This window comes from Faecalicatena contorta, assembly GCF_021531895.1.
GTDB lineage: Bacteria > Bacillota > Clostridia > Lachnospirales > Lachnospiraceae > JAFBIX01.
Window position 1 is genome coordinate 25,316 of record NZ_JAFBIX010000008.1, and the last position, 14,051, is coordinate 39,366.

13 protein-coding genes, 1 tRNA gene and 1 pseudogene are annotated in these 14,051 nt (G+C 42.3%); 3 read left to right on the plus strand and 12 right to left on the minus strand.

The genetic code is table 11. The features are described 5' to 3' along the window. Positions 1–2: 2 nt before the first annotated feature. The gene (locus tag JQM81_RS04000) at positions 3–713 is read right to left on the minus strand and encodes an ABC transporter ATP-binding protein (protein ID WP_235232253.1); all 711 of its coding nucleotides are present in this window, start codon (positions 711–713) and stop codon (positions 3–5) included. 158 nt (positions 714–871) lie between these two features. Here JQM81_RS04000 and JQM81_RS04005 point away from each other — a divergent pair. Continuing rightward, a tRNA-Gly gene (locus JQM81_RS04005) sits at positions 872–942 on the plus strand. Between the two features lie 397 nt (positions 943–1,339). Here JQM81_RS04005 and JQM81_RS04010 read toward each other — a convergent pair. From JQM81_RS04010 to JQM81_RS04045, 8 genes and pseudogenes are all read right to left on the minus strand, one after another. After that, positions 1,340–2,272 (minus strand): AEC family transporter, encoded by a 933-nt coding sequence (locus tag JQM81_RS04010; RefSeq protein WP_235232254.1) that lies wholly within the window; start codon positions 2,270–2,272, stop codon positions 1,340–1,342. A gap of 11 nt (positions 2,273–2,283) precedes the next feature. Next, positions 2,284–3,261, minus strand: coding sequence for a D-2-hydroxyacid dehydrogenase (locus tag JQM81_RS04015; protein WP_235232255.1), 978 nt, complete (start codon positions 3,259–3,261; stop codon positions 2,284–2,286). A gap of 38 nt (positions 3,262–3,299) precedes the next feature. Beyond that, a pseudogene (locus tag JQM81_RS04020) lies at positions 3,300–3,557 on the minus strand (DUF1667 domain-containing protein); the annotation flags it as partial. 442 nt (positions 3,558–3,999) lie between these two features. Beyond that, positions 4,000–5,133: an IS110 family transposase gene (locus JQM81_RS04025; RefSeq protein ID WP_235232257.1), complete on the minus strand. Its 1,134-nt coding sequence runs from the start codon at positions 5,131–5,133 to the stop codon at positions 4,000–4,002. A gap of 206 nt (positions 5,134–5,339) precedes the next feature. Then, positions 5,340–6,578, minus strand: a complete 1,239-nt coding sequence (locus tag JQM81_RS04030) for an NAD(P)/FAD-dependent oxidoreductase (protein WP_235232258.1) — start codon at positions 6,576–6,578, stop codon at positions 5,340–5,342. After that, entirely contained in the window at positions 6,565–8,031 is a 1,467-nt protein-coding gene (locus JQM81_RS04035; RefSeq protein WP_235232259.1) for an NAD(P)/FAD-dependent oxidoreductase, read from the minus strand. Before JQM81_RS04035 ends, JQM81_RS04030 begins: the two co-directional genes overlap by 14 nt. Positions 8,032–8,033: 2 nt before the next feature. After that, positions 8,034–8,678 carry a hypothetical protein gene (locus JQM81_RS04040; protein WP_235232260.1) on the minus strand — a complete coding sequence of 215 codons (645 nt, stop codon included), beginning with the start codon at positions 8,676–8,678 and terminating at the stop codon, positions 8,034–8,036. A gap of 10 nt (positions 8,679–8,688) precedes the next feature. Continuing rightward, positions 8,689–9,291 (minus strand): dihydrodipicolinate synthase family protein, encoded by a 603-nt coding sequence (locus tag JQM81_RS04045; protein WP_235232261.1) that lies wholly within the window; start codon positions 9,289–9,291, stop codon positions 8,689–8,691. A 269-nt stretch (positions 9,292–9,560) separates the two neighbouring features. Between JQM81_RS04045 and JQM81_RS04050 the strand changes: the two genes are divergently transcribed. Further along, positions 9,561–10,355, plus strand: coding sequence for an IclR family transcriptional regulator (locus JQM81_RS04050; RefSeq protein WP_235232262.1), 795 nt, complete (start codon positions 9,561–9,563; stop codon positions 10,353–10,355). Positions 10,356–10,449: 94 nt separating this feature from the next. Next, positions 10,450–10,746, plus strand: coding sequence for a GNAT family acetyltransferase (locus JQM81_RS04055; protein ID WP_235232263.1), 297 nt, complete (start codon positions 10,450–10,452; stop codon positions 10,744–10,746). A 73-nt stretch (positions 10,747–10,819) separates the two neighbouring features. On the opposite strand, the gene JQM81_RS04060 is transcribed toward JQM81_RS04055, so the two are convergent. The 3 genes from JQM81_RS04060 to JQM81_RS04070 form a co-directional block, all read right to left on the minus strand. Then, on the minus strand, positions 10,820–12,460 hold the full coding sequence (locus JQM81_RS04060) for a Na/Pi cotransporter family protein (RefSeq protein WP_235232264.1): 1,641 nt from the start codon (positions 12,458–12,460) through the stop codon (positions 10,820–10,822). 123 nt (positions 12,461–12,583) lie between these two features. Continuing rightward, positions 12,584–12,940, minus strand: a complete 357-nt coding sequence (spoVAE, locus tag JQM81_RS04065) for a stage V sporulation protein AE (RefSeq protein WP_235232265.1) — start codon at positions 12,938–12,940, stop codon at positions 12,584–12,586. Positions 12,941–13,033: 93 nt separating this feature from the next. Further along, positions 13,034–14,038: a stage V sporulation protein AD gene (locus tag JQM81_RS04070; protein WP_235232266.1), complete on the minus strand. Its 1,005-nt coding sequence runs from the start codon at positions 14,036–14,038 to the stop codon at positions 13,034–13,036. Positions 14,039–14,051: the final 13 nt, after the last annotated feature.

The window sequence follows — 14,051 nt, forward strand, 5'->3', positions numbered from 1 at the left end:
GTTCAATCCTCCCTCTCTTGATTGCTGCGGTTATCCTCTATCTTTAATATTTTTCCATCTCGTATATGAAAAACCCGATCCGCATAAGTTGCCAGATGTGCATCATGGGTTACCATAACAAGCGTCTTCTTCTGTTCTTGCACCACCCGCTGCATCAATTCCATTACTTCCTCGGATGTGTGAGAGTCCAGATTACCGGTTGGCTCATCGGCAAATATGATCTTCGGATTCACCACCAACGCTCTTGCCACACCGACTCTTTGCTGCTGTCCGCCAGACATCTGATTCGGCAGATGGTTTTTATGTTTCTTCAGATTTACCAGTTCCAGCATCTTATCTGCTTCTTTCATACGAACTTCTCTTGGCACCCCGCGAAAGCTCAAAGGCAATGCGACATTCTCCAGCGCATTCATGGTACCAAGAAGATGAAACGACTGAAAGATGAACCCGACATTCTCCCGACGGAACCGCACCAGTTGCTCTTCATTCAATTTCTCTATATGATGATGGCTGATGATCACTTCCCCTTTGGTAGGCTTTTCCAGTCCTGCTAACATGTTCAGAAGCGTAGATTTACCTGACCCGGAAGTACCCACGATCGCGCAAAATTCCCCTTCGTAGATCTCAAAGTCCACCCCATCCAGAGCCCGAACAACTTCATCACCTACCCGGTACAACTTATAAAGGTTTTTTACTTCGATTACCTTATCCATAGGCTCCTCCTCTCTTGATTCTGCCTACAGTATACGGTATAAAAACAAATTCTTTCGATAGAAATTCTGAAAGATTTCTTAATATTGCAATTTATGGTGGAAAGTAATATAATAGACGTGTTGACAGAAATGTCACTCATAGATATTCATTGATATAAGCAGATATGGTTCATCGGTAGAACGCTAGCTTCCCAAGCTGGAAAGGCGGGTTCGACTCCCGTTATCTGCTTTAAATTATTTGTCTGCTTTTATGTATATACCATTCGATTCTATTTAAAATTCTATTTTCTTAAAAATCCCAATTTAAAATAATATATTTGCCCAGGGAGCCGTTGAGGTGCTATGTCAGCCGCCGAACACAAGAAAGGAGGTTGATGCTATGGTTACATACAATGATTTATTTACATTTGTAATTATGCTTTGTACCGTTATGACTCTTGTCATAACTATTTTCAGGCGAAAAAAATAGCGCCCCTGTCCTGGTAAGATAAGGCGCTATTCTAAATAACACTTATTTTCCGGCGGTCATTCTTCATCTGACCAACGGCTCTCTCATTAAATATATTATATGCATTTTCCAAAAACGTGTCAACACTTTCTAAATCTATCTCTCCACTCTCTCCATTCTATAATATAAAGGCAAACAGGATTGCGCTTACAAGCGGAATAGTAACCACTGATGCAAGGGTACTGGTGAAGACACAGGCGGATGCCAATGCCTGATCGCCATGGTATTTTGCGGCAAACATGGTCGTACTGGCCGCTGCCGGCATAGCAACAATAATTGCCACAATCCCAATCATAAGTTGATTGGAAATAAACAGCCTCATAATCAGCGCGATGAATATCGGTGCTGCCATCATCCGCAAAACTACTGCCAGATACACCCGCCACATCCGGGTCATGTAGCGCCCAGATGTGAATACCAGCGCACAGCCAATGGAAACCATACTTAGAGGACTTGTTACCTGATCTACAAATCCCAGAAAATCTTTTAAAAAATCCGGAATCTGGATATTTACCATATAAAAGACACAGGCGGCAACGGAACTGATTACCATTGGCGTCAGGAACACTTTTACATCCAGCGGATGATTTTCATCTTTTTTTACGAATAATGTGACACCATATGTATAGGAAAGTGTTGTAAATACCATATTGACCACAGCCGCATAAAAGATCGCATTTTCATCAAATATAATCCGAATGACCGGATAACCGATAAAAGCAGAATTACTGAACAATATCATGAATTCACAGATTCCTTTCTGGATATCAGGAATCTGGAACAGGCAGGTCAGAATTTTCGACAGAATAATCATTATCAACGCAGCAAAACCTGCCATGATAAGGAGGAGGACAACCTGCCCATTACTCAAGACCCTACTGCTCTTAAAAACGGAATACAAGATTGAACATGGCATCGTCAGATTCAATACGATTTTCGAAAGAAGTCCATTGGAATCTTCATTCATGCATCCTGTCTTTGCACCGATGAAACCAAGTCCTACCGTTAAAAACAGGATTGCCATTTGAGAGATAATCGGTATCATATTCATAACAATATACCTTATCCCTTCCGATATCCCACATCAATATCCACGATATTTTCATAATCTTTCCCCTGCATGTACTTCTCATAATTCTGAACAACAAAATCCAGGATTCTACAGATACTTGGGCTGTCTTGCTCATGTACATTGCCGGATACATGCGGCGTAATCATGACCCTCGGCTGCTTCCACAGCGAATGATATTGCGGCAACGGTTCCGGATCTGTGACATCCAACCCAACTCCCCACAGCATTCCTTCTTTCAGCACTTCCAGAAGATCTTCCGTAACAATCAGATTGCCGCGCCCTACATTGATTAAGATCGCATCCTTTTTCATCAGATGGAGTCGCCTTTTATCCAACAGATGTCGTGTCTCCAAAGTATCCGGAAGACTGCAGGAAACAACATCAGCCAGCGGAAGACATTGATCTAGATCATTCAGCGTAATCATCTCATCAAAATAATCGGGATACTCCCGCTCTCTTCTGCGGATGCCTATGATTTTCTTGACAAAAGGACGCAAACGTTTAGCAAGCTCGCATCCAATATCTCCCGCACCAAGAATCAAAACGGTACTTCCTTCCAGTGTCTTATCAAAACCAGCCATTTTCCACAACCCCCTGGACTGGTGGTTCTGATATTGAGGCAGCCTTTTACACAATGCCAGAATCATCGCCATCTCATGCTCTGCAATAGCAGGCCCATAAGCGCCCGTCATATTGCATAGCACGGCCCCTTGCCGGAACACTTCACACGTCACATACTGTCGAACCCCAGACCACGTGGTCTGCATCCATCTAAGGTTCTGACAAGCATTCAAGTCTTCCGGCTCAGGGTCACCGAGCAATACATCCGCACACTGCAGAGCAGAAATATATTCATCGCGCGTCCAGGAGGAATCACAAAAGACTACATCGCTTTTTCCCTGCGATGCTGCCATAATTCTCTTTCGATACTCTTCATCAAGCGGCAAAAGGACTAATGTATTCTGCATCTTTTTTCCTCCTTTTCGTTTCATATTATGAGGCCAGATTATTTTGAAACAGCATCCATATTCTTGGTAACAATCACATCACTGTCGAGTCCACAGACATTGGAGATAACGACCTGATTGATCCGTACCGGTGCTGTCAAACGTACTTTTTGGATTTCCTTCATAACATTAAAAATCTCTTTTTTCGGTATTGCTTTCGTCAGGCGCACACTGCACAGCGGCAGCTCAGCCCCTGAAATAGAAACAGTTGTGGCGATTGTTCTTCTCGGATCTTTCAATTCCTGATTAACGTACTCTTCTCCTCGCTGTTATGAAGTGACCTCTTGTCAAGAGTAAATTTTACATTAACAAACTTTTCTCCCGACAATTGTCACATTTGTTGATTGACAGTATCTGGAAAGAGCCAGATTTAACAGTTCCCGGCATTTGGCCACTCTGTTATTCGTGGATTGGTTACCTACAGGCTAATGGTCCGCCGTGAGTTCTGCTATCTTTCTACGTGGATCACGATTTCTCGTGCCAACAAAGTGAGGCCGCGAATAACTCGAACCTTAAAAGTTATTGGCTCCTCCCAGATACCGTCAATAGGTTTACTAGTTACTTTTTTGAGAGCAGAAATCTGCAGTTTACTGCTTATTTCTGCTTGTTTGCCCATCTCATCATGGGAAGATGGCTGTCAAGAGCTTGCCGCGAAGCGGTGCTCAACACTCTTGACCGGCAGATGAACATGATGTACCTTTATACCGTTTTCACACTGATATTATCCGTCATCATTCCCCATACAAAACATGCCAATTCTCTTGCTATTGCTGCTACAGCTACATTTCTTGCTTTGCCATGTCTTATCAATTTATAGTATCGGCTTCTCAATCTCGTATTCGCTTTATCTGCATACGCAATTATTTCCGCCGTATTACCATTCTGTCTTGCTTTCAATGCTTTTGATTTATGACCTATCGTTCCTTTACAAATTCCACCTGCCGCTTCCACCAATAACTGTCTTAAATGACTGTTACCCGCTTTAGACAAACTGGTTCTATTTGTCTTTGGTCCGCTAGAATCTTCTCCTGGTGCAAGACCTAAATAAGCTGCATAGATATTTCCCTTTGCAAACCTTGCGAAATCCCCGGTTTCCACAATCAGCGATAAAGCTGTATGTGTTTGGATTCCTAAAAAACATCCCAGTTTTTTTACCTTTTCTGCATATTTCTCCTGTGATGCCAATTCTTCAATTCGCTGATCAAATCTTTCTATTTTTGCACACTGTTCTTCATAAGAAGTCATATATTCATCTAATACTTCTCGATATAATGCAGAAAGTTCCAGTTGCTTCAACCACTTCCAATGTGCGATTGTCCACTTGCTCTGGGCGTAATGATGTCCATGTCGTAAGCATAATGCACTAATCTGTTGTTTTATCTTTTTTAGTGCTGTTTTATGATCATCTCTCATACGAATATATTCTTTCACAGAGTCATCTTCTTCGGTTGGAACATACACCGCATGATATCCTCCGTAAGACAAACACTGTGCAATCATCTTCGCATCTCTAGCATCCGTTTTTACACGGGTTCCCTGTGGTGTTAACATAGTGGTTGGCGCTAAAATCACACATTTTACATTTGCCGCCATTAACTGGTTGTAAAGAGAATATCCCAAACATCCGGCTTCATATCCACATTGAATGTCATACTGATTATCAATACCTAATTTCATTTTCAGGTTTTCAATAAACATTAAAATGTTTTTATAGTTCGGTGCTACATCAATTGTTGCAAAAATTCTGTCATCCTCACCAATAATTGGCTCCATTGCACATAAAGTGTAATTTGTACTATGGACATCCATCCCGATTCGTATTATTCTTTTCATATAAGTGGCCTCCTTTGTATGTGGTAATCCCTGTTACCTTTGTTCTTGTTCAAACTCAAGTATACAGGTAAATCCACGTATCTACAAACGTGAGGTCACTTCATATTATCTTACATAGATTACCGGAGACAATGATCTCTTCTCCTTTTTTCTGAGTCTCAATCACACAGCCATTTGGACATATAATACATGTAAAGGTTCTTTTCTCATCTTTCATATACAGACACCTCTATTTTCTCGTCAGCCTTTATTTTTTCTGCCGGAACTACAAACTGAATCATTTCCGCAGGGTTTGCCTTTGGAAGTTTTACTGTCTTTAATTCCACATCTCCCTGCTTCACTGTCACACAACATTTTTTCAATGGTTTGCGCACACGCATAGACAAGCCAAAGTCTTGCTGTCCACTGACTTTCTGTGGAATCACATGACCAATGGCAGCATCTGGTTCTACCGTAATATCGCATTTCGGCAATTCCCCATCTTTCAGATATGCAGCAACACCATCTGCCAGACGTTCTGCTTCCTGAGAAACAAAATCTACCAGATCATGAACATGAAGAACATTTCCTGCCGCAAAGATTCCCGGTACACCTGTCTGATAATTTTCATCGACAACTGCACCTTTGGTCCTGTTATCCAGAAGAACTCCGGCTTCTATAGACAATTCATTTTCCGGGATCAGGCCTACCGACAATACCAGCGTATCACAGGAGACGTCTTTCTCCGTTCCTGGGATTGGGCGCATGTTCTCATCCACCTGTACAACGGTCACTCCCTCAATACGTGTATCGCCTTTAATATTGACTACGGAATGACTCAGATATAACGGAATATCATAATCATTCAGGCACTGCTCAATATTACGCGGAAGACCGCTTGGATATGGCAGTACTTCAAACACAGCTTTTACGTGCGCTCCTTCGAGAGTCATACGTCTTGCCATGATCATTCCGATATCACCGGAACCCATAATAATGACCTCTTTACCAACCATTGTGTTAAACAGATTAATGTAACTCTGGGCAACACCTGCATTATAGATCCCAGATGGACGTGAGCCTGGAATTGCCAGCGCACCTCTTGTACGTTCCCGACATCCCATCGTTAAGATCACTGCTTTGGCCTGGACTTGAAGCAGACCATCCTGAGTAGCTGCCGTCACGATCTTATCTCCTGACAGATCTATTACTGTAGCATTGGTAATATAAGGGATCTCCAATTCCTCTACCATATCAATAAAACGCTGTGAATATTCCGGTCCGCTCAATGTCTCACCAAAACGTGTCAGACCAAAGCCATCATGAATACACTGACGCAGAATTCCACCTAATTGCTTTTCTCTTTCAATGATCAGGATATCATCAATTCCCTGCTGTTTTAATTTCACCGCTGCTGCAAGTCCTGCAGGACCACCTCCGATAATTACAACATCATGCTTCTTCATCTGGTCTCACCTCCCCTACGAACATATAGGCATTCTTCTTATTTAAAAGTATCTCTGTCTTGTCTTTATTCAATTCCTGCTGAATCTGTGCCGTGATTCTGGTTTCACAATATCCGCCCTGACAGCGTCCCATGGTTGCACGAGTACGATACTTAATTCCACTGACTGTGCTGACTCCAAGAATATTATGAATTGCCTGCTTGATCTCGGCTTTTGTAACGCATTCACACCGACAGAAGATCTCACCATAATCAGGATTCTTTTTAATCAGTTGATCCTGAACCTCTTTACTCTGTTCTGCAAAACGAACAATTCCTTTTCGAACAGGATTAAAATCAGGATTTGATGTAAGTTTTTCTGAATTCTTAATCTTTTCCACGACACGTCTTGCAAGCGGAAGAGCACTTGTAAGACCAGGTGACGTAATACCAACAACATTGACGGTACAAGGAACTTCTTCCTTCGTCTGAATCTGGAAATCCAGTTCTTCATCAGAATCCGGATTCTCAAGTGTCGGGAATACACCTGCATAGTTTCGGATGTAATATTCTTTCCTTACATATGGGAACAATTCCGCGCCCATCTTGCCAAGATGCTGGATCATTCCCTGTGTTGCATCGTAGTTCACATTTTTTCCAATCGTCTCAATGGTAGGTCCTACCAGAATATTTCCATCAATCGTTGGTGTTACATGAACATCAAATGCACCTGCTTCATTCGGTGTCGGATAGATTGGACGGGACAGTTTATCACCAACACGTTTGTCCAGAATAATATATTCTCCTTTTACTCTGCTCGGTTTATAAGAATCATATCCCAGCATCTCTGCAATCTTATAAGAATAAAGTCCTGCACAGTTTACGATCCAACGCGCCGAAACTGTTTCTTGTGTTGTTGCAATTTCGTAACCATCTGCACTCTTTGTGATACCTGTCACCTCATGATCAAAGAAATGTTTTACTCCGTTCATTGCTGCATTTTCTGCTAATGCAATCGTATAGGAGAACGGACAGAGAATTCCGGCAGAAGGTACAAAAATAGCAAATTCTCCCTGCGCATTTGGTTCCATCTCTTTCAATTCGGATTCATCCAACATACGAATTCCCGGAATTCCATTGTCTAATCCACGATCATACAAAGCCATCAGACGCTTCCGTTCCTCTTCTCCAGAACCAACAATGAATTTCCCGCATCGTTTGAACGGTACATCCAACTCTTTTGCTACCTGTTCAAATTCTGCATTTCCTTCCATACAGCATTCCGTACGTAAGGTTCCTCGTTTATGCAGAATTCCTGAATGCAGCAGACCAGTATTGTGTCCGCTGACACCGTTGCAAACATCTAATTCTTTCTCCAACACACAAATCTTAAGCTGATATCGTGAAAGTTCTCTGGCAACGGCATTTCCTACTACTCCACCGCCGATAATGGCGACATCAAATCTTCCATCCATAATCAAACCTCTTTTTCTTCATCCAGATAACCGATCTGTATCGCTCCCATTGGATAGATTGCGACAACCGGATCTTTACCTTTGTACTTTTCCATTAGCTGCTCTAAAATTGTGTCCCAGTCTGGATAGACTTCCGGCACTTTTCCTTTATAAAACTGGCGGATATCTATCCGAGAGACTCCGTCTGAATAGATCATTGTCTGAATTCCTCTTAACTCTTGCGGAGGAATATTATCATCATGCGGAGAGAACAATCTCATTCCCGGGCCAAACAAAGAGTGAAATCCCGGACCTTCGCTGGCTGCTGTCATTGCAACGATCGTTCCATCCTTGCGTACACACGCTTCTTTATGATGCCCCAATACTGCAAAACATGTTCCAATCTGTGAATACTCCGTATCTTTCGGGAACGCCGAAAGCACTGAAATATCTGCATCTGGAACCAATTCTGTTTTCAGTAATTTTGCTGCACTTGCACAGGCTTCTCTGTGTGCTTTGATAAAATGCCCTGCATATGCATCTGCAACTTCCATCTTATTATTCAGGACTACATTCAGTATGAAATCCAATCCTACTTCTCCAACAATATGTTCCATGTTCTTACGCATTGGATTATCAGGATTACAAGTGCTTGTCTTAAATGACATACTCTTACTTTTATCTGAAAAGACAAGAGTATACATCATATCCGTAGAAGATAGCGAATCCATCATCGGTCAGATGACGAAGGTTCTGCTGACGGAATACATCTGCCTGACGCTCTTTTACTGCATCGATGCATCCTTCGTTGTACAGCTTAGCCATGAATTTATCACTCAGTAAGCATGTAGAATAGTATGGGTTGTGATATAACATTACAGGAATATTGATTGAATCATGGATTGCTTTGTAGTGAGCAACTAATTCCTTCTCGTTTGGAGCCATATACCAAGGAGTAACAGCCATGATTCCGTCTGCTCCATCTGATTCTGCTGCCTGAGACATCTTGATAACATCCGTTGTACGGTAAGCACCTGTAGATGCAATTACTTTAATGTTGTTATCATGAGCAGCTTCTATGTATGCTTTATTAATTGCGATCTGTTCATCTGTTGTCAAAGCAGTGATTTCTCCTGTACTTCCAGATGGAATGATACCAGTTACACCATTATCAGCCAAGAATTTGGTCAGTTCTTTGATGGCACTGAAATTAATTGATTCATCCTTGTTAAACGGTGTGATGACTGGGATGTAAATTCCATTAAGTTTTTCTTTCTGCATGATAATCTCTCCTTTTCTTTTTGATTTTTGTTTTTGGGTTGGATTTTTATTTTCGGAATACTTGTTCCTAGTTCAACTTACCACAACATATCAGAAAACACAATAAGTTTTTCTTATTTTTGTCGCTATTGCACATTAATAATTATTATATAGATAAATATTTGACATATTTGCACAACATGTATTATATTATATATACCGAAATATATATTCCATACTCTTTCATATTGACCTAAACAACACAATACAGTACAGAAGGGAGGTTCTTTATGAACATACAGACCCCTAAAAATAACGAAACAATAAAAATGGTAGAACGTGCATTACAAGTTTTGGATTTGTTAAGGGCCCCTAACAGTCGTTTTGGTGTAAATGAAATCGCCAAAAAGTGTGATTTGAACCCTTCAACAACCTTCCGCATTTTAAAAACCCTAGAAAAATCGGGATGGGTATTTCAGTTGAGTGATGACCGATATATCAGTGGTGAAAAACTTAGCTTTATTACAGAGAAGAACAATCTCTATCTTGCTCTTCAGGATGTTGCACTTTTTATCATGCAAGACTATACCGACCAATATGGACAGGCAATGAATCTGATGGTACGAAACGGCAAACATTGCGTAATCATCCAACAATCCCGTACAAATCGATTTGTAGACTATGTGCCGCCAATGCATACTGATCTCCCAATCCACGCCTGCGCAGGAGGAAAGATTCTTTTGTCCTCTCTTCCAATCAACTACGCAGAACGGATCATCAACGCCTGCGAACTGACAAAGCTTACCGAAGATACCATCACAGACACGGAACGATTCTGGCAAGAATTAAGGCAGACAGCCACGCAAGGTTATGCTTTTGATCACAAAGAATCAACAGAAAACGGAAGCTGCATTGCCGTTCCTGTCTATGACCGTGAGGGAACCGTGATTGCTGCAATCTCCTTCAGCGGGTTTATAGGAGTGGAGGACACAGACGATCTCCTCAAATACCTGCCCATCTTGCATGAAGTATCTAACAAAATCTCCCACAGCTTATTTCGCGTGGGTACCGAATATTCTGCCTAAAATCGCAAAAGGAGACTTTTCCATTGAAAAATCTATGTTTGCTGGTATACTAATGTTGTGACAACAGATCCATAATATGAAAAGAGGGACTTGTATGATTTCAACGATTGGATTAAATATAAAAGCATTAAAAAAAGAACCTTTTTCAGGTTCCTATCATGGAATGCGTTTTTATCTGTCAGCTTCTGAAGATACTTTGAACACCTGGGTCTACCCGGAGCCCTGGAGCTTTGAGGTTACACCCGATGAGCAGAAAGAACGGAAAGAATTTGCATTTACCCAGGAAGGATTAGACGAAGCAATTGTCTGGATCAATCAATGTTTTGATGAACAACGGACACATTGGGAACAGATTGACAAGGACAAAATGAAGATCGTCCTTGAAGCATAAAAGTGGCGCAGGAGCTCTGAAAATGTCTCAGATTATCCTGCGCCGCTATATTTATTATAAATACTTTCCCTTACTATGCCTGCTGTTCCAGCACTTCTTCTGCGATATTTCGTGCATGGTCGGAAATACGTTCCAGACATACCAGAGCATCCAGGAACACAACACCTGCCTCTGTGTTGCACTGGTTATTCGCAAGACGCTTGATGTGCTTACTTCTAAGCGTAATCTCAAGATCATCTGCCTGCGTCTCTTTTTCAATAACTTTCAGAGCCTTCTCCCGGCTTCTTTCTGTAAATGCTTCATATGCATATTTATAACTATCCGCACATACATCCAGCATTTCTTTCAACTGTGCAGTCCCCACCTCAGAGAAGGACACTTTCTTCTCATACAAGGTCTCCGCAAATTCGGAAATATTTTCGCAGTAGTCACTGATACGCTCAATATCGGAAATCATCTGGAGCAGATGAGCGACATCCTGATGTTCCTTCTCGCTAATCTGCAAAGAACTCAGCTTGATTGCGTAATTTGTGATGCCTGCACTTAATTTATCTACGGTATCTTCTTCTTCCTTCAGAAATTGGATATCTTCTTCTTTTAGTGTAAAGAGTACCTCTTTTGCTACTTCTAAAGACTCTTCCACAATCTTGGCCATACGCGCAACTTCTTTTACCGTTGACTGCAAAGCGATTCCAGGAGTCTCTAAGATACGGTCATCCAGAAGAACAACACTCTGATCCTGTCCATCTTCATCCACACGGCCAATCTTCTTCGCCAGTGTAATAATCCAGCCAGATACTGGGAAGAGAAGCACTGTCGTTCCAATATTGAATGCCGTATGCACCATACTGATCTGTGTCTGACTGATCATTCCTGCTCCCATCGTCGGATTGATAATCTCGAAAAATACAATTGCAAAAACACTAAAAATAACAGATCCAATAATATTAAACAACAGATGCATCAAAGCAGCTGTCTTCGCATTTTTCTTAGCTCCAAGACTTGATAAGATTGCTGTCACACAAGTACCAATATTCTGACCCATGATGATGTAGACTGCTGCGCTGAACGGAACCAGTCCTGCCGCTGCAAGGCTCTGCAGGATACCGACCGAAGCTGAGGAGCTCTGAATCACCGCAGTTACCAACGCACCTGTCAGGATTCCCATAATCGGATTATTTCCTAATGTTACCAGTATTCCACAGAATGCTTCTGATTCCTGCAAAGGCTCTACCGCAGAAGACATGGTTGTAATTCCGATAAAGAGTAGACCAAATCCGATAATGATACTAGATATTTCCTTCGAGGAACGTCTCTTTCCTGTCAGCATGATAACAACACCAAGTATCACTGCGATTGGCGCCAGTTTTGCCGGACTTAAAAACTTTGCCCATTCTACTGCTGATACCAGCCATCCGGTTACCGTCGTACCGACATTGGCACCCATGATGACGCCCATTGCCTGTGTCAGGTTCATGATTCCGGCATTTACAAAACCGACAACCATGACGGTCGTTGCGGATGAGCTCTGAATCACAGCTGTAATTGCCGCTCCCAGAAGAACACCCATCAATTTATTCTTGGTCAGGACCTCCAGCAAAGTCTTCATCTTATTTCCTGCTGCATTTTCCAGGCCCTGAGCCATAATCTGCATACCATAGATGAACATTCCCAATCCACCGACAAATGGTATGATAATGTCTAAGTAATTCATTGGTTTCCTCCTACTAATATATGCACATGTGTTAAACCCACCTTTTTTACAATAACATCTATAAATAGAGAAAACAACAAATTTTTCGATTTTCTTAACAATTCTTTTACTTTTTTCGACCTTTTACTTCTTCATCTTCGGTTCGAAAATCAAGGATGCCAAATAGCCGAAAATCAATGCCGCCGATATTCCCACCGCACTGGCTTTGAAACCTCCCATAAAGATACCGATAAATCCCTCCTGATCCACTGCTTCCTTCACACCTTTCCATAACAGATTGCCAAATCCGGTAAGCGGTACGCTCGCTCCGGCTCCGGCAAACTCCTGAAAAGGCTGGTAGATCTGCAATGCTCCAAGTACCGCCCCGGTACAGACCAAAAGCACCATGACACGCCCCGGCATCAACTTCGTCCTGTCTAATAAAATCTGTACGACGGCACATATCAAGCCGCCGACCCAAAATGCATTTATATAATCCATGTTAACCTCCTAAAGTGGGGACGGGGGTTTTTTCATTTTCCTCCGTCCCAGATGAAAATCTCCGTGTCCCTTTTTCAATTTGCCGTGTCCCCATCAGCAATGTTCGAGTACAATCCCATGTGCAATCCCCGGGACGCTGGCTCCTTCGTTGTAGCTGACGGTGGACATTAGTGCCCCAGTCGGGACAAATAATACTCTTTTCCATTCGCCTTTTTCTATTTTGGGCAGAATATATGCGGACAATGTGGTCGCAGCGCATCCACATCCACTTCCTCCTGCATGGGTATCTTGTAACTGTTGATTGAAGATTGTCATGCCACAGTCCATATGATTGGCTTTAATATCATATCCTTTTCCCCGCATAAGATCGAAAAGAATACTCTGGCCGACGTATCCGAGATCTCCGGTTATGATACGGCTGTAATCTTCTGGTGTACGCTCAAAATCTTCAAGATTTCTTATAATAGTATCGCAGGCAGCCGGTGCCATACACGCTCCCATATTCTGGGAATCTTTCAACCCATAATCAATGATTTTTCCTATGGTGACTCCGGTAATCCTGACATGACTTCTTCTTTTTCCTACGATAAATGCACCGCTTCCCGTCACAGTCCATTGCGCGGACAGTGGTCTTTGGCTTGCATATCCTAATGGGAAACGGAACTCCTTCTCTGCACTGGCGAAGTGGCTGGATGTCACTGCCATCATATATTCTCCATATCCTGCTGCCACACTCATAGACGCCAACGCCAGTGCTTCTCCCGAAGTCGAACATGCTCCGAAAAGTCCGAACATTGGAATCTCCAATTCTTCCACACCCATCGAAGTCGCTACTCCCTGCCTCAAAAGATCTCCCCCGAAAAGATACCGGATGTCTTCTGGCAGCAAATGTGCTTTTTCAAGTGCCAAAAGACAAGCCTCCTTCTGCATAGCACTTTCTGCCGATTCCCAATTATCTTCTCCAAATAAATCCTCTGTCTCTATCAGATCAAACATATTTCCCAGAGGCCCTTCGCCTTCCTTCTTCCCTACCACAGATGCACTGGTAATAAGAAACGGCGACTGCTCAAATGCAATACTTTGTAATCCCTTTTCCATACATTATTCTCAC

Bases quoted from the DNA above. Each gene is read 5' to 3' on its own strand.
- JQM81_RS04035 (WP_235232259.1), bottom strand. From the start codon at position 8,031: ATGGATGGAAGATTTGATGTCGCCATTATCGGCGGTGGAGTAGTAGGA.
- JQM81_RS04025 (WP_235232257.1), bottom strand. From the start codon at position 5,133: ATGAAAAGAATAATACGAATCGGGATGGATGTCCATAGTACAAATTAC.
- JQM81_RS04015 (WP_235232255.1), bottom strand. From the start codon at position 3,261: ATGCAGAATACATTAGTCCTTTTGCCGCTTGATGAAGAGTATCGAAAG.
- JQM81_RS04070 (WP_235232266.1), bottom strand. From the start codon at position 14,038: ATGGAAAAGGGATTACAAAGTATTGCATTTGAGCAGTCGCCGTTTCTT.
- JQM81_RS04050 (WP_235232262.1), top strand. From the start codon at position 9,561: ATGAACATACAGACCCCTAAAAATAACGAAACAATAAAAATGGTAGAA.
- JQM81_RS04060 (WP_235232264.1), bottom strand. From the start codon at position 12,460: ATGAATTACTTAGACATTATCATACCATTTGTCGGTGGATTGGGAATG.
- JQM81_RS04030 (WP_235232258.1), bottom strand. From the start codon at position 6,578: ATGAAGAAGCATGATGTTGTAATTATCGGAGGTGGTCCTGCAGGACTT.
- spoVAE (WP_235232265.1), bottom strand. From the start codon at position 12,940: ATGGATTATATAAATGCATTTTGGGTCGGCGGCTTGATATGTGCCGTC.
- JQM81_RS04040 (WP_235232260.1), bottom strand. From the start codon at position 8,678: ATGTCATTTAAGACAAGCACTTGTAATCCTGATAATCCAATGCGTAAG.
- JQM81_RS04010 (WP_235232254.1), bottom strand. From the start codon at position 2,272: ATGAATATGATACCGATTATCTCTCAAATGGCAATCCTGTTTTTAACG.
- JQM81_RS04000 (WP_235232253.1), bottom strand. From the start codon at position 713: ATGGATAAGGTAATCGAAGTAAAAAACCTTTATAAGTTGTACCGGGTA.
- JQM81_RS04055 (WP_235232263.1), top strand. From the start codon at position 10,450: ATGATTTCAACGATTGGATTAAATATAAAAGCATTAAAAAAAGAACCT.
- JQM81_RS04045 (WP_235232261.1), bottom strand. From the start codon at position 9,291: ATGCAGAAAGAAAAACTTAATGGAATTTACATCCCAGTCATCACACCG.